The sequence below is a fragment of the Acidiphilium multivorum AIU301 genome, from assembly GCF_000202835.1.
GTDB classification, from domain to species: domain Bacteria; phylum Pseudomonadota; class Alphaproteobacteria; order Acetobacterales; family Acetobacteraceae; genus Acidiphilium; species Acidiphilium multivorum.
Genome location: NC_015186.1, coordinates 2,017,065 through 2,030,674 on the forward strand (window position 1 = coordinate 2,017,065; position 13,610 = coordinate 2,030,674).

The window sequence follows — 13,610 nt, forward strand, 5'->3', positions numbered from 1 at the left end:
GCCTACCCGGCATCGCGGTCGGGATCGCCGGCGCGGCCGAGGCTGAGCGTGGCGCCGCCCGCCGGCGCGGCGCCCTCGGCCTTGGTCGCGTCGAAGAGCTGGATCGGCGCGCCGGGCATCACGGTCGAGATCGCGTGCTTGTAGACGAGCTGGGTGTGCCCGTCGCGGCGGAGGAGGACGGAGAAATTGTCGAACCAGGTGATCACACCCTGGAGCTTCACGCCGTTCACCAGGAACACGGTGACCGGGGTCTTGCTCTTGCGAACGTGATTGAGGAAGACATCCTGCACGTTCTGCGATTTTTCGTTGGCCACGTCTGGAGTCCTTTTTTTCTTGCCGGGCATGGCGGTTGCCATGGCGTGGGTGCATCGGGTCATGGCATCGGGCCGGAACCCGCTGCCGCATGTTCGGCCCCGCCCGTTCGGAGAGCCCGCAAACGGATGCCGCAGGCGGAGATATAGCTTGCCGGGGCGCCGAAACCAATCGGAAGCGCCCGGCATGGGATAAAAAAACGCTTGTGGCGGGTGCATCACACACCCGCCACCATCACAGGGCGCGGCCGGTGGGCCGGCGGAGATCAGGCGCTGGCGCGCCGCATGGCGGCCGGCGCGGTCCAGAACAGGGCCTGGGCGGTCAGCGTCAGCGCCAGTTCGGCGCCGGCGCGGGGCAGGCGGATGCCGGCGTTGCCGCTTGTCCAGACGCCGGCATCGCCGCCCGCGCGCGGCAGGCGGCCGGGTGCTGGGATCGCGGTTTCGAGGTCGAGCGCCACGCCGTCCAGCGCGAGGCCGGCAACCGACAGGCCGAGGCGGCGGCGGTCGGTGGAGACCGGGTCGACCTCGGCGGGGACGAAGGTGCCGGCGAGGAGTTCGAATTCGGTCGCGTTCGCGGGCAGGGCGAAGCGGAACGTGCCGGGCTTCTCCTCGCTGGCCTCGATGATCAGGTCGCCATGGCGGAGCGCGGGGCGGACGCGGACCAGGGCGAAGCCCTGCGCGGCGCGGCGCGCGGCGAGGCGGGCGCGGATCGCGGCCAGGGCGTCGCCGCCGGTGACCAGCGGGGCGCAGCCTTCGGCCTCGCGCCGGGCCTGCATCAGGTCGGGGTGCAGGGTGATCGGTTCGCCGGCGTTCTCGAACAGGCCGCGATGGCCGGTATCGAGGAAGCTTTCCGCCGGCGCGCCCTCGGCCAGCAGGACGTCGTGCCGGTCGAGCTCGACATGGAAATAGGTGACGCGGGAGATTCGGCGGTCGGGTGCGATCATGGTGCCGTCGACCAGATCCTTCGCCTGGACCAGCACGCCGTCGAGGAACAGGGCGTGGTCGGGCGAGACCACGAGGTCGCGCGCGGGGACGCCATCCAGGGGCTACGCATGAAAATTTCGGGCATAGTTGACGGCATGGAATCGGGTGTGATTCGGGGAGTCTCCTTGAGATTGGGAGACGTGCATGTCGGTGAGGCGGCTTGTGGAGGAATTTTCGGCGTTGGAAGACCCCCGCTGCGGCGGCAAGGTTGAGCACCGGCTAATTGATATTCTGGTGATTGCGGTGTGCGCGGTGATTGCCGGGGCGGAAAGCTGGGAGGATATGGCACTGTATGGCCGTAGCAAGCAGGAATGGCTGGGCACGTTTTTGGCGCTGCCGAACGGCATTCCATCGCACGACACCTTCCGGCGTGTGTTCATGCTGATCGATACCGGGCGTTTCGAGGCATGTTTCGAAGCGTGGGCGCGCTCATTCGGGACGACTTTGGACCGGGAAGTGGTGGCGATTGACGGGAAAACGATCCGCGGCTCGTTTGATCGCAGCCGGGACCAGGCGGCGCTTCACGTTGTGAGTGCATGGGCGAGTGATCGGGGGCTGGTGCTCGGCCAGCGTCAGGTCGGCGACAAATCGAACGAGATCACCGCGATCCCGGAATTGCTGGATGTGCTGGACATCAAGGGCGCCATTGTCACGCTGGACGCGATGGGGTGCCAGCGAGCCATCGCGTCCAAAATTCTCGAGCGGGGTGCTGATTATCTCGTCACCCTCAAAGCAAACCAGGGGAAGAAACACAGCGCCGTGCAGGAGTATTGCGCAACCACCTGCTTCAGCCGCTCACCCGTTGATCGGCCGGTGCATGACGAATTCGATGATGGTCATGGTCGTCTTGTTCGGCGCCGGGTGTTCGTCTGTCCGGACGCCGTAGCGCTGGAACCGCTGCGCGACTGGCCGGGGTTGAAGAGCGTTCTGGCCGTGGAAACCATCCGCGGCGTCAACGGATCCGGCAAGATCGAAGCCGAAATCCGCTACTTCCTGTCCAGCAGCGACGATCAACCCGAAATCCTGGCGAAAGCGATCCGTCAACATTGGCAGATCGAGAACAGCCTACACTGGGTGCTCGACGTCACCTTCAACGAAGATCACTGCCGGATCCGGGATCGCAACGCCGTCCAGAACTTCTCCCTGCTTCGCAAGATCGCAATCAACCTCGTTCGCCGCCATCAGGCATCAAAGGCCAGTCTCAAGGGGCGCCGCAAAATGGCCGCCTGGGATAACCGTTACATGGAGCAAGTGCTCACCGGCTTCTTTCATGCGTAACCCCTGGGACGCCATCGGCCAGCGCGCCGGCGGCGATGCGGACCGGGCGGACCAGTTCGGGGCGCGGATGGCGGCTGAGGTCGAGCGTGCGGCGGCCGATCCAGACCACGCGGCGTTCGGCGCCGGCGGCGGTGAGGACGGTATCGCCGGCCCGCAAGGATTCGACCGGGGTCTCGCCGGCCGGGGTGCGGATCTGCGTGCCGGCGGCGAAGCAGGGGTTGATGTCGCTGCCCGTGGTGATGGTGAAGGCGTATCCGCCGGTCTCGGACGCAGGGCCGGGCTCGGCCGAGGAGTCGCCGAAATCGCTAAGGCCGACCGAGAGGGTCAGCGTGCCGGTGGAAGGGATGCTGCCGAACAGGGACTGCTCGATCGCGTTGATGAACGGCGCGAGTGACGTATTCAGTGCCGATCCGTACTCGAGGTTGATGAGGGGACTGTCGGTTTGGATCAGACCATCCGAGGCGTAAATCCTGAGATCCTGGCTCACGGCGAGGCCGGCGATATTCTGGAACGTCGTGACATCGCTCGGCGCCGAGGGCGAGGTGTCGAAATTGGAGAAGTCGGTCGTGGCATCGGCCAGGACGATCGTGTCGTTCGGTCCGAAATGCTGGATGTTGCCGCCCAGTTCGAGCGCGGTGACGGCCGTCGTGACCCCCACGAAGGTTATTGAAAGGGCGGACGGCTCGATGACGAGATCCGTCGGGGCTGACCCCGTCGTTGGAAATGAAAAGTTGCTGGTCAGCGATGCATTGAGAATCAGCGTATCACCAGAAGGTATTGTCACATCGGACATGCCGCTCTCCCGCGTTCAAATATGTCTGAAATTTGAAATATTCTGACGCCATGATAAGCAACGACAACAAGAGATTCAATTTTTTTAATGCTTCAGCGGACGCGAATTTAACGTTATGTTATCTTATGATGCGAATGAATTCATAAAATGAAACCGCCTCCCAGAACGCGGGACTCGCGATAGACGACGCAGGCCTGGCCGGGGGCGGCGAGAGCGGGGGTGTCGAGGGTGACGAGGTTGCGGGCGATGTCGATCTCGGCGGGGTGCGGCGTCTCGCCGGCGCGGAGCTTGACGCTGGCGCGGAACGGGGCGGCGGGCGGATCGATCAGCCAGTTCGGCTCGGCGATCCGCACCTCGCGACCGCCGGCGCCGCGGGGGCCGACGACGATGCGGCGGCGGGCGGCGTCGATCCGGGTGACGACGTGGCCGGAGGCGGCGCCGAGGCGCTTGGCCTGGCCGACCGTGTAGCGGGCGATGCCCTGGTGACGGTCGAGCACGGCGCCGTCCTCGGTGACGATCTCGCCGGGAGCGGCGGCATCGGGGCGGAGCTTCGCGACGATGTCGGCATAGGTGCCGGAGGGAACGAAGCAGATGTCCTGGCTGTCCGGCTTTTCGGCGACGGGCAGGTTCATCCGCGCGGCCTCGGCGCGGACGGCGTCCTTGTCCGGCATGGTGCCGAGGGGGAAGCGGGAGAATGCGAGCTGGTCGCGCGTGGTGGCGAAGAGGAACCAGGACTGGTCGCGCCGGGCATCGACCGCGCGGTGAAGCTCCGCTCCCTCCGGCCCGTCCTCGCGGCGGACATAGTGGCCGGTGGCCAGCGCCTCGGCGCCGAGGTCGCGGGCGAGGCCGAGCAGGTCGCCGAACTTGAGGTGCTGGTTGCAGCGCACGCAGGGCACCGGGGTGCGGCCCTCGGCGTAGGATTCGGCGAAATCGCCGATCACCGCGGCGCGGAAGGCGGCCTCGGCGTCGATCACGTAATGGGCGATGCCGAGACGGTCGGCGACGTTGCGGGCGTCGTGGATGTCCTGCCCGGCGCAGCAGGCCCCCTTGCGGCTGGTGGCCGCGCCGTGATCGTAGAGCTGGAGGGTGACGCCGATCACCTCGTGCCCGGCCTCGTGCATCAGCCCGGCGACGACCGAACTGTCCACCCCGCCGGACATGGCGACGACGACGCGCACGATCTCAGCCGTTCTGCGCGTTCCGCACGCCGGCGGGCAGCTTCACGACGAGCCCGTCCAGCGCCGGGGACATCACGATCTGGCAGCCGAGGCGGGAGGTCTTTTCCAGGCCGAAGGCGAGGTCGAGCATGTCCTCCTCGTCTTCCGAGGCGGCGGCGAGCTTCGCGAACCAGTCGGGATCGACGATGACATGGCAGGTCGAGCAGGCGAGCGAGCCTTCGCAGGCGCCCTCGATGTCGATCCCGTGCTTGTGGGCGATTTCGAGCACCGACAGGCCGGACGGCGCGTCCACCGTCCGGCGCGTGCCGTCGCGCTCGATGAAAGTCATGTTCGGCATTTGAAACCCTTGAACCCGTTGCGTGGTGGAAGGCGCGCGCCGTTCCGCCGCCATTCACGCTGCCGAGGTAGAGACATGCGCGGATTTGCGCAAGGCGCGGGCGGCAAGACGCCGATATGCGGCGAGGAAACGGGCGGGCGCGTCGTCCGGCGCGTTCCAGGGCAACGAGACGCGGATGGCGTTGCCAGCGAGATCGCCGAGGCCCATGGCGGCGAGAACGTGGCTGCTGGCGGCCTTGCCGGAGGAGCAGGCCGAGCCGGCGGAGACGCGGATGCCGTCGAGATCGAGCGCGATGACCTGGGCTTCGGCGGCAAGGCCGGGCAGGACGAGGCAGGTCGTGTTCGGCAAACGCGGGGCCCCGGCGCCGGCGATGCGGGCGCCGCAGTCGCGCGCGCCGGCCTCGATCGCATCGCGCAGGGCGGCGAGGCGCGGATCGGGGCATGTGGTTGCGTGGGCGGCGTCGAGGGCGGCGGCGAAGCCGGCGATGCCGGGCAGGTTGTGGGTGCCGCCGCGGCGGCCGCGCTCCTGCCCGCCGCCGCGGATCAGCGGCGCGAAGGCGGACGCGGCCTCGGGTGCGAGCAGCAGGGCGCCCACCCCTTTCGGGCCGCCGAGCTTGTGCGCGGAGGTCGCGACGCTGGACGCCCCCTGGGCGAGATAATCGGGATCGGCGACGCGGCCGGCGGCCTGCACGGCATCGACATGCAGGCGCGTGCCCTGCGCGGCGCAGAGGGCGGCGATGGCGGCGATGTCGTTGAGAACGCCGGTTTCGTTGTTCGCCGCCATGACGCAGGCGAGTGCCGGGCGGTGCGCGGCCAGCAGGGCGGCGAAGGCGGTCTGGTCGAGCCGGCCGGCGGCATCGACCGGGGCGATGAGGGCGGCGGGGGCGGCGGCGCGCACGGCATCGTGCTCGGTGGCGCCGATCACGATGGCGCCGCCGCCGGCGAGGCCATGGATCGCCATCGCGTTCGCCTCGGTCGCGCCCGCGCAGAAGACGACGTTTTCCGGCCGGGCGCCGAGGCGTGCGGCAAGGGCGGCGCGGGCGGATTCGAGCAGCTTGCGCGCGGCCCTGCCATCGGCGTGGACGGAGGCCGGATTGCCGACGAGATCGAAGGCGGCGAGCACCGCCTCGCGGGCTTCGGGGCGCAGCGCCTCGGTCGCGTTGGCGTCGAGGTAGAGGCCCGGCTCAGCCCCGGGCAACGGGCTCGTCATGGTCGGTTTCGCGCGGCCCGGCACGATCCGGTTCGCGCCGTTCGGCATGCTCCGTTTCGCGCCGTTCGGCATGCTCCGTTTCGCGCCGTTCGGCGCGGGCCATGCGGGCCTCGAGGTCGGTCAGTTCGGTGCGCAGCCGCTCGATCTCGCCCAGCAGCGGGTCGAGGCAGGGGTCGCAGGGCGTGCCGTAGGGGTCGAAGCGGGGCTTGGGCGGGCGGGTCGCCGAGCCCCGCTCGACCGGGCGGGCGGGGATGCCGACCACCGTGGTGTTCGCCGGCACGTCGGCCACCACCACGGCGTTGGCGCCGATGCGGGCGTTCTCGCCGATCAGGATGTTGCCCAGCACCTTGGCGCCGGCGCCGATGATGACGTTGTTCGCAACCGAGGGATGGCGCTTGCCGCGCTCGCTCGACGTGCCGCCGAGCGTGACCTGATGGTAGAGATAGACATCGTCGCCCACTACCGCGGTTTCGCCGATGACCACGCCCATGCCGTGATCGATCATGCAGCGGCGGCCGATCGTTGCCCCCGGATGGATCTCGATGCCGGTCGCCATGCGGGCGAGATGGGAGATGAACCGACCGGTCAGGCGCAGCCGGCGCTGCCAGAACCAGTGCGCGACGCGGTGCAGCAGGACGGCATGCAGGCCCGGGTAGCACAGCAGGACCTCAAGATCCGAACGGGCAGCGGGGTCGCGCTGGCGGTAGGCCCGGATGGTCTCACGCAAAAACATGCGGCTCATGCGACATTTCCGTGGAAAATTTCAATCCTATCCACTAATTGTGGATACCCGCGGCGAGATGTGGCGCTGCGGAGCCGGATTGAAAGCACAGGGAGAAACATTTTTGGCAAGGGCCCGGCCCGGCGAACACGGCGGAACGGCACGGCCCTCCGCTGGCTCTTTGGACTGCCGCATTGAACGGGCCAGACGCGAATCACACGGTTCATCCTTACGAGAGACAATGATTGTCACGTTCAGGAGAGTAGGTATGCAGACCGGACCGGTCAATAATGCGCGGATTATGCCTATATACAGTGGTAGCCTAGTCCGATTTCCCGGATCCGGCGGCACCTGAACGGATTCGCCGAGCGGCCGGGGGGCCGCGTTGACCGGAACCTTCGATATCCGCCCATCCCCGATATCGGATGACCTGACGATCGAGTGAGAAAGACCAGACAAGACCATGCCTGAAGTTATGTTTGCCGGGCCGGACGGCCGACTTGAAGGACGCTATCATCACGCCAAGGACCGCGGCGCGCCGCTTGCCCTCGTGCTGCACCCGCACCCGCTGCATGGCGGGACAATGAACAACCGCATCACCTACACGATGTATCAGGTGTTCCAGCGCCTCGGCTTCTCGGTGATGCGGTTCAATTTCCGCGGCGTCGGCCGCAGCCAGGGCAGTTATGACGGCGGGATGGGCGAGATCAACGACGCCGCCGCCGCGCTCGACTGGATGCAGGCGCTGAACCCGGGACATGGCGGGCTGTGGATTTCCGGCTATTCCTTCGGCGCCTTCGTCGGCATGCAGTTGCTGATGCGCCGGCCGGAAGTGTCGGGCTGGATCAGCGTCGCCCCGCCGGCGGCGCATTACGATTTCGGCTTCCTCGCCCCCTGCCCTTGCGGCGGCCTGATGATCCACGGCGACGCCGACGAGCTGGTGCCCGAGATTTCGGTGCGCAAGCTGGTGGACAAGCTGAACACGCAGAAGGGTGTCGCCGTCGATTACCGCGTGCTGGAGGGCGCCGATCACGTGTTCGCCAACCATGCCGACGCGATCGGCCAGGCAGTGGAGGCCTATGTCAGCGGCGAGATCGCCCGCAAGCACATGGCGCTGGCCGCCGACTGAGCCCCTGACCGCGACGCAGTCCGCAACGCCCGGCCCCGCGAGGGACCGGGCGTTTTTCATGGGGCGCCGGAAGCCGGCCCCGAATCGGCAACATGAAGTTCGATTCCGAGCGTGCCGATCAGCGCGGCGATCGGCGGCGGCGGCGGCTGGTCGGTATAGAGGGCGGAAACCTGCGCGAGCGTGCCGATCCGCACCATCGCCGGACGGCCGAATTTCGAATGGTCGGTCACCAGCACGACACGGCGGGCATTGCGGATGATCGCCTGCGAACAGATCACCTCGTCCATGTCGAAATCGTAGAGCGCGCCGTCGGCATCGATGCCGGAGACACCGATGATGCCGATATCGACGCGGAACCGGTCGAACATGTCGCGGGTGGCCTGGCCGGTGATGCCGCCATCGCGGTTGCGCACCATGCCGCCGGCGACGATGACGCGGAAATCGGTGTCCTCGCTCATGATCCGCGCGACGTTGAGGTTGTTGGTAATCACCGAAAGGTCGTGATGGCCGAGCAGGGCGCGGGCCACCTGCTCCGTTGTCGAACCGATATTGATGAAAAGCGAGGCGTGTTCGGGAATGTCCGCCGCCACCATGTCGGCGATGCGCTGCTTCGCCTCGAGATGCACGACGCGGCGGCGCTGGTATTCCATGTTCTCGACGCTGGAGGGCAGGCCGGCGCCGCCGCGATAGCGGCTGAGCTTGCCGTCCGCCGCGAGGGCATTGAGATCCCGGCGGATGGTCTGCACCGTCACGTCGAAGTGGCGGGCCAGCGCCTCGATGGTCTGAAATCCGTTCGAGCCGACCAGGGCGACGATTTCGGCCCGCCGGCTGATGGATGCGGAATTGTCCGACACGCGCTTCCCCCTGTTTCAGGCGCGATGCCGGCCGGCCGGCTTTCGCTTGCGAACATCATTGGAGCACGGCGGATCAAAACGCAACCATCGTCCCGCATCCAGCACTTTCCGACCCTGAAGGATCGGATGCCGTGCCTTATCATGTTGACAATCAGAGCGGCGGTTCACGGAGACAAAAAAACCCGGCGGACAGTGCCGCCGGGTCGATTTCGTCCGGAGAACCGGAAGCAGGGCGGCGGTCAGTCGCCCTTCTTGCTCCGGGGCGAGCCGGAAGCGGGCGCCTGGCTCGCGGGCTTGGTGCCGAGGCCGATCTTCTTGGCAAGGTTGGAGCGCTGCTTCGCATAGGCGGGCGCGACCATCGGATAGTCGTTCGCAAGGCCCCAGCGTTCACGATACTGTTCAGGCGTCAGATTATAGGCCGACTTCAGATGGCGGCGAAGCATCTTGAGCTTCTTTCCGTCTTCGAGACAGATAATGTAGTCGTTGAAGACTGACTTCTTCGGATTGACAGCCGGTTCCAGCGGCGGCGGCGGTTCCTCGACTGGCTGCTCGGTGCCGCTGAGGCTCTGATAGACATCCCGGATGAGCGCCGGCAGCATTTCGGCGGAAACCGAATTGTGCGATACATGCGCCGACACGATCTGCGCCGTCAGTTGAAGGAGTTGCTGGTTATCCTGGCTCTCCGGCATGATTTGTCCTTTTATGAAGTCAAAAACAATGTTGAACTTCCGGCTGATTTGGAACATTTCCGGATGAATTGCAAGAATTTGCCGCAAAAAATCGTCCGAAAGGAGCAGGTAATTCGGGTAACAACTGTTCCATTTTTTGTGCATGATTAGGAAACGGTAATGCAGGACACGAAAATCATGGAACTCCCCGCCCATGACAGGGCAATCGACATTACTGCCGAAACCTGTCCGATGACTTACGTGCGCACGCGACTCGCGCTCGATTCGATGGCGGCGGGCGAGGTTTTGCTGGTCCGGCTGCGCGGCGCGGAGCCGCGGGCGAATGTTCCCCGCGCGGCGTCCGACCAGGGTCACGACCTGCTCGACATGATCGATCTGCCGGATGGCAGCGCTATTCTGGTGATCCGGAAAGCCGAAGACTGAACAGAAGGGCATCGCGCCCGGCGCCATAGTAATCGCGCCGGCGGCCGGCGGCGATGAAGCCGGCGGCGCGGTAGAGGGCGATGGCCGCGGCGTTATCGGCCTCGACCTCGAGGAACACGGTTTCGGCCCCGCGCGCCCGCGCCGCGGCGAGGGCGACGGTGAGCAGCGCGCGGGCAAGGCCGCAGCGGCGGGCCGGCGGGGCGACGCCGATGGTGAGGATTTCGGCCTCGCCGGCGACGGCGCGGGCGATGACGAGACCGCCGGCGGGGTCGAGAAAGCCGAAGGTCGTCGGATTGTCGAGCAGGGCGGCGAAGGCGGAGCCTGGCCACGGGTCGTCCGGAAAGGCGGCTTCGTGGAGGGCGGCCAGGGCTTCGGCGTGGACCCGGTTGACGGGCGCCGGGCCGGAGCCGTTCACGGGCGCGGGGGCGGACGCAGGCCGCCGGCGGGCAGGCGCGCCTCGGGCGGGTCGACATAGAGCGGCTGGGCCGGGCGCGGCGCCAGCCCGGCGGCGAGGCGCCGGCGCAGGGCGGTGGCGATGCCGCCGATGGCGCAGGCGCGCAGGCCAGTCAGCAGGACGTCGTGACCGCGCGCGGCGAGACGGGCGGCGGCCTCGGCGGCGCGGTCGCCGGCGAGGGCGACCGGACCGTCCGGCGAGGGCAGATCGGCGTCGTCGAAGGCGGCGGCCACACCGTCGCGTTCCAGGAAGACGCGGCCACGCCGCGCCGCGGTGACGACCCAGAGCTTTCGGGCAAGATCGGGCAGCATCGCCGCCATCGCCTCGCCCACGGTGACGCCGTGGACCGGAATGCCGGCGGCGAGGCTGATTCCCTGCGCAAGGGCCAGGGAAGCGCGCAGGCCGGTGAAGCTGCCGGGGCCGATGGTGACAGCGATGCCGTCGAGGCCGGCGGCGGGCTGTCCCGCCTCGGCGAGGCAGTCCGCCGCCCAGACCGGCAGCAAATCGGCAAGGCCGGTCTCGGGCGCGCCCTCGCGGGCGGCGAGAACCTGTTCGCCCGCGATCACGCCGACATGGGCGCGCTTCAGCGCGGCATCGAGCACCAGCAGGCGCGCGGCGGGCGGCGCCATCTCAGAGCAGGACGCAGGCTTCGTCGAATTCGAGGCGCGGGGCGCGGGGGAACGGGTCGTCTTTCTGGCCGTGGCCGAGATTGACGAGGAAATTCGAACGCCATCCCTGTTCGGAAAGGAAAATCTGGTCGACTTTCGCCTTGTCGAAACCGGACATCGGCCCGCAATCGAGCCCGAGGGCACGCGCGGCCATGATGAGATAGGCACCTTGCAGCGTGCCGTTGCGGAAGGCGGTTTCCTCGGCGAGGTCGGGGTTGCCGGCGAACCAGGCGCGGGCATCGGCGTGCGGGAAAAGCTTCGGCAGGTTCTCGTAGAATTGCGGATCGTGCGCGACGATGACGGTGACCGGCGCGGCCATCGTCTTCTCGATATTGCCGGGGTTGAGGGCGGGTTTCAGCCGCTCGCGCGATTCCGCGCTGCGCAGGAAGAGGAAGCGCGCGGGCGAGCAGTTGGCCGAGGTGGGGCCGTTCTTCAGCAGGTCGTAGAGCTGGTGAAGGGTTTCGTCCGGCACCGGGTCGGCCGTCCAGGCGGATTTGGTGCGGGCGGTGCGGAACAGCGCGTCGAGCGCGCCGTCATCGAGCGTCATGCGGACTCTCCGTTCAGCTGGGGGACGGCGGGGATCGCCGGCTCAGGCCATCACCTGCCGGACCGACTTCACTTCGGGCACGTAATGCTTGAGCAGGTTCTCGATACCCATCTTGAGCGTCGCCGTCGAGGACGGGCAGCCGGAGCAGGCCCCCTGCATGTGCAGCGAGACGATGCCGTCGCGGAAGCCGCGGAAGACGATGTCGCCGCCATCGCCGGCGACCGCCGGGCGGACCCGCATGTCGAGCAGTTCCTTGATCTGGTCGGCAATCTCGCGGTCGGCCGGATCGACGTCCTCGTCCACCTCGGCCTGGGCGCCGGCCATGACCGGGCGGCCGGAGAGATAATGCTCCATGATCGCGCCGAGCACCTGCGGCTTGAGGGAGGTCCATTCGGTGCCTTCATCGCGGGTGACGGAGACGAAATCGGCGCCGAGGAAGACGCGGACGACGCCCGGCAGCGCGAACAGCGCCTCGGCCAGCGGGCTCGCGGCGGCGGCATCGGCGGAGTCGAAATCGGCCGAGCCCTGGCCGAGCACCTCGCGGCCGGGGAGGAATTTCAGCGTGGCCGGATTGGGGGTGACATCGGTTTCGATGAACATGGAAGACACTCCGTATTTCAAACCGGACCTGTGCGGTCCTTTCGGCACAACATCGTCCCGATCGGGGCAAAGGACAAGGGGGGCTGACGCAGGGCAAAACCGCGGATGAATTCGGCGTAGGCCATGATTCCGACACGGCGGCGCCAGCATCGCGTCATGAAACGCAGGCTAAGGCGGAGCGGTTCAACCAACCGGAGTTCCGACATGAAGCCGATCCGCTCCCTCCGCGCCCACGCCCCCGCCGCCTTGCTGGCCGCGACCATGGCCGGCGCCTCGATCGCCGCCCTCGCCCTGCCCCATGCGCGCGCCGCAACCCCCGAGACCAAGACCACGACGGCGGCCGCCCCGCATTCGCCCGTGCTCAAGCATGTCGATCACCGGCTGGCGGCGCTGAAGACGAAACTCGGCATCACCAAGGCCGAGCAGGCGGCCTGGCATGGCTTCGCCCAGGTCTCGCGCGACAACGCGACCTCGATCGCCGCCCTCTACCAGAGCCGGGCCGCGCATCTCGCCACGATGAACGCGGTGCAGAACATGGAGTCCTTCGCCGCGATCCAGGCGAAGCAGGCGGACAACATGAACAAGCTGACCGCCGCGTTCCAGACGCTCTACACGAAGCTGGACGCCACGCAGCAGAAGAAGGTGGACGCGATGTTCCGCGCCTATGCGAAGCGGCACCTCGAACACCGGAAGCTGCGCGCGAAGGGGTGAGCTCCCCCGTCAGCGCTCGGCGAGGACGAGGCGGCGCCGGCGGCCCGCGCGCAGCGGGATGACGCCGGCGACGTCCTTCGTCGCCTCGGTGAGGATGATGCCGCCGGCCTGGGCGGCGATGCGCCGGCCGGCCCGCTCGACCAGCGGGGCGGCGCGGAGGATGGCGCGGCCGCCGAGCGGGGGGAGGAACAGGGCGGCATCGCGCCGCTCGACCCGGAACAGCGAGTCGGCCAGCATGCGGCCGAGCTGGGAGGGCGAATAGGGCTGGCCGTGGCCGAAGGGCGTGCGTTCGAGATAGGCCCAGGGCGAGGCGCGGTTGGGCACGACGACGATCATCCGCCCCTCGGGGCGCAGCACCCGCCAGGCCTCGCGCAGCAGGCGGCGGGCGGTTTCGGCGTGTTCGAGACCGTGGATCAGCAGCAGCCGGTCGACGCTGACATCGGCGAAGGGCAAGGCATCCTCCTCGACCAGCACGCTGAGGCCGGGACGGGAGACGGGCCAGGGGGCGGCGCCGATCTGCGCCGGCACGGCGGCGATGCAGCGCGCCGCCTGATCCCGCCAGAGCCGCAGATAGGGGCCGGGATAGCCGAGGCCGAGCATCTCGCAGCCGCGCGCCTCGGGCCAGAACTCCCGCAGCCGCGCGCGAATCAGCCGCGCGGTGGCGGCGCCGCGCGGCGTGGCGTAGAAATCGGCGATCGAGGGCGCATCGAGACGCATCCCTCCA

Annotated in this window: 18 protein-coding genes; 4 read left to right on the forward strand and 14 right to left on the reverse strand. The window is 67.9% G+C overall.

The window, feature by feature from the left end:
- Window positions 1-2: 2 nt before the first annotated feature.
- Window positions 3-314 carry an RNA chaperone Hfq gene (gene hfq, locus ACMV_RS09025; RefSeq protein WP_041664830.1) on the reverse strand — a complete coding sequence of 104 codons (312 nt, stop codon included), beginning with the start codon at window positions 312-314 and terminating at the stop codon, window positions 3-5.
- Window positions 315-577: 263 nt separating this feature from the next.
- Window positions 578-1,354, reverse strand: coding sequence for a Hint domain-containing protein (locus ACMV_RS09030; RefSeq protein WP_267884511.1), 777 nt, complete (start codon window positions 1,352-1,354; stop codon window positions 578-580).
- Between the two features lie 85 nt (window positions 1,355-1,439).
- Here ACMV_RS09030 and ACMV_RS09035 point away from each other — a divergent pair, with 85 nt between their 5' ends.
- Window positions 1,440-2,573, forward strand: coding sequence for an ISAs1 family transposase (locus tag ACMV_RS09035; RefSeq protein ID WP_013634879.1), 1,134 nt, complete (start codon window positions 1,440-1,442; stop codon window positions 2,571-2,573).
- Here ACMV_RS09035 and ACMV_RS09040 read toward each other — a convergent pair.
- The 5 genes from ACMV_RS09040 to cysE form a co-directional block, all read right to left on the reverse strand.
- Window positions 2,551-3,231, reverse strand: a complete 681-nt coding sequence (locus ACMV_RS09040; RefSeq protein ID WP_041664832.1) for a Hint domain-containing protein — start codon at window positions 3,229-3,231, stop codon at window positions 2,551-2,553. The genes ACMV_RS09035 and ACMV_RS09040 overlap by 23 nt on opposite strands.
- A 275-nt stretch (window positions 3,232-3,506) precedes the next feature.
- Window positions 3,507-4,544, reverse strand: a complete 1,038-nt coding sequence (gene mnmA / locus ACMV_RS09045) for a tRNA 2-thiouridine(34) synthase MnmA (protein ID WP_013640200.1) — start codon at window positions 4,542-4,544, stop codon at window positions 3,507-3,509.
- A 4-nt stretch (window positions 4,545-4,548) separates the two neighbouring features.
- The gene (locus ACMV_RS09050; protein WP_007423728.1) at window positions 4,549-4,881 is read right to left on the reverse strand and encodes a ferredoxin family 2Fe-2S iron-sulfur cluster binding protein; all 333 of its coding nucleotides are present in this window, start codon (window positions 4,879-4,881) and stop codon (window positions 4,549-4,551) included.
- A gap of 54 nt (window positions 4,882-4,935) precedes the next feature.
- Entirely contained in the window at window positions 4,936-6,090 is a 1,155-nt protein-coding gene (locus ACMV_RS09055) for a cysteine desulfurase family protein (RefSeq protein WP_048858353.1), read from the reverse strand.
- A complete protein-coding gene (gene cysE / locus ACMV_RS09060; protein WP_013640202.1) occupies window positions 6,065-6,832 on the reverse strand; it encodes a serine O-acetyltransferase in 768 nt (255 codons plus the stop codon). Before cysE ends, ACMV_RS09055 begins: the two co-directional genes overlap by 26 nt.
- A 442-nt stretch (window positions 6,833-7,274) precedes the next feature.
- On the opposite strand from cysE, the gene ACMV_RS09065 reads away from it, so the two are divergent.
- Window positions 7,275-7,940, forward strand: coding sequence for an alpha/beta hydrolase (locus ACMV_RS09065; protein WP_011942475.1), 666 nt, complete (start codon window positions 7,275-7,277; stop codon window positions 7,938-7,940).
- Window positions 7,941-7,996: 56 nt separating this feature from the next.
- Here the strand turns inward: ACMV_RS09065 and ACMV_RS09070 are convergent, their stop codons facing one another.
- Together ACMV_RS09070 and ACMV_RS09075 are read right to left on the reverse strand one after the other, a co-directional pair.
- Window positions 7,997-8,794 carry a DeoR/GlpR family DNA-binding transcription regulator gene (locus ACMV_RS09070; RefSeq protein ID WP_007422904.1) on the reverse strand — a complete coding sequence of 266 codons (798 nt, stop codon included), beginning with the start codon at window positions 8,792-8,794 and terminating at the stop codon, window positions 7,997-7,999.
- A 239-nt stretch (window positions 8,795-9,033) separates the two neighbouring features.
- Window positions 9,034-9,483: a MucR family transcriptional regulator gene (locus ACMV_RS09075; protein ID WP_011942476.1), complete on the reverse strand. Its 450-nt coding sequence runs from the start codon at window positions 9,481-9,483 to the stop codon at window positions 9,034-9,036.
- Between the two features lie 159 nt (window positions 9,484-9,642).
- On the opposite strand from ACMV_RS09075, the gene ACMV_RS09080 reads away from it, so the two are divergent.
- A complete protein-coding gene (locus ACMV_RS09080; protein WP_013640203.1) occupies window positions 9,643-9,906 on the forward strand; it encodes a sulfurtransferase TusA family protein in 264 nt (87 codons plus the stop codon).
- Here the strand turns inward: ACMV_RS09080 and ACMV_RS09085 are convergent.
- The 4 genes from ACMV_RS09085 to ACMV_RS09100 are packed head-to-tail and all read right to left on the reverse strand — an operon-like array spanning window position 9,875 to window position 12,175.
- Complete coding sequence (locus ACMV_RS09085) at window positions 9,875-10,321, reverse strand: GNAT family N-acetyltransferase (RefSeq protein WP_013640204.1); 447 nt, start codon at window positions 10,319-10,321, stop codon at window positions 9,875-9,877. The two genes, ACMV_RS09080 and ACMV_RS09085, sit on opposite strands and share 32 nt — an antisense overlap.
- Window positions 10,318-10,989: a tRNA (adenosine(37)-N6)-threonylcarbamoyltransferase complex dimerization subunit type 1 TsaB gene (gene tsaB, locus ACMV_RS09090; protein WP_013640205.1), complete on the reverse strand. Its 672-nt coding sequence runs from the start codon at window positions 10,987-10,989 to the stop codon at window positions 10,318-10,320. Before tsaB ends, ACMV_RS09085 begins: the two co-directional genes overlap by 4 nt.
- A gap of 1 nt (window position 10,990) precedes the next feature.
- Window positions 10,991-11,575, reverse strand: a complete 585-nt coding sequence (locus ACMV_RS09095; RefSeq protein WP_007423328.1) for a malonic semialdehyde reductase — start codon at window positions 11,573-11,575, stop codon at window positions 10,991-10,993.
- Between the two features lie 42 nt (window positions 11,576-11,617).
- Window positions 11,618-12,175, reverse strand: coding sequence for a NifU family protein (locus ACMV_RS09100; protein ID WP_013640206.1), 558 nt, complete (start codon window positions 12,173-12,175; stop codon window positions 11,618-11,620).
- Between the two features lie 204 nt (window positions 12,176-12,379).
- Here ACMV_RS09100 and ACMV_RS09110 point away from each other — a divergent pair, with 204 nt between their 5' ends.
- Window positions 12,380-12,886, forward strand: a complete 507-nt coding sequence (locus tag ACMV_RS09110) for a Spy/CpxP family protein refolding chaperone (protein WP_013640207.1) — start codon at window positions 12,380-12,382, stop codon at window positions 12,884-12,886.
- A 9-nt stretch (window positions 12,887-12,895) separates the two neighbouring features.
- Here ACMV_RS09110 and ACMV_RS09115 read toward each other — a convergent pair whose 3' ends face one another.
- Window positions 12,896-13,603 carry a class I SAM-dependent methyltransferase gene (locus ACMV_RS09115; RefSeq protein ID WP_013640208.1) on the reverse strand — a complete coding sequence of 236 codons (708 nt, stop codon included), beginning with the start codon at window positions 13,601-13,603 and terminating at the stop codon, window positions 12,896-12,898.
- Window positions 13,604-13,610: the final 7 nt, after the last annotated feature.

Coding starts and splice junctions, on each gene's coding strand:
- ACMV_RS09065 (WP_011942475.1), top strand. CDS start 7,275: ATGCCTGAAGTTATGTTTGCCGGGCCGGACGGCCGACTTGAAGGACGC.
- ACMV_RS09115 (WP_013640208.1), bottom strand. CDS start 13,603: ATGCGTCTCGATGCGCCCTCGATCGCCGATTTCTACGCCACGCCGCGC.
- ACMV_RS09110 (WP_013640207.1), top strand. CDS start 12,380: ATGAAGCCGATCCGCTCCCTCCGCGCCCACGCCCCCGCCGCCTTGCTG.
- cysE (WP_013640202.1), bottom strand. CDS start 6,832: ATGAGCCGCATGTTTTTGCGTGAGACCATCCGGGCCTACCGCCAGCGC.
- tsaB (WP_013640205.1), bottom strand. CDS start 10,989: ATGGCGCCGCCCGCCGCGCGCCTGCTGGTGCTCGATGCCGCGCTGAAG.
- ACMV_RS09075 (WP_011942476.1), bottom strand. CDS start 9,483: ATGCCGGAGAGCCAGGATAACCAGCAACTCCTTCAACTGACGGCGCAG.
- ACMV_RS09050 (WP_007423728.1), bottom strand. CDS start 4,881: ATGCCGAACATGACTTTCATCGAGCGCGACGGCACGCGCCGGACGGTG.
- ACMV_RS09055 (WP_048858353.1), bottom strand. CDS start 6,090: ATGACGAGCCCGTTGCCCGGGGCTGAGCCGGGCCTCTACCTCGACGCC.
- ACMV_RS09100 (WP_013640206.1), bottom strand. CDS start 12,175: ATGTTCATCGAAACCGATGTCACCCCCAATCCGGCCACGCTGAAATTC.
- ACMV_RS09080 (WP_013640203.1), top strand. CDS start 9,643: ATGCAGGACACGAAAATCATGGAACTCCCCGCCCATGACAGGGCAATC.
- ACMV_RS09095 (WP_007423328.1), bottom strand. CDS start 11,575: ATGACGCTCGATGACGGCGCGCTCGACGCGCTGTTCCGCACCGCCCGC.
- ACMV_RS09035 (WP_013634879.1), top strand. CDS start 1,440: ATGTCGGTGAGGCGGCTTGTGGAGGAATTTTCGGCGTTGGAAGACCCC.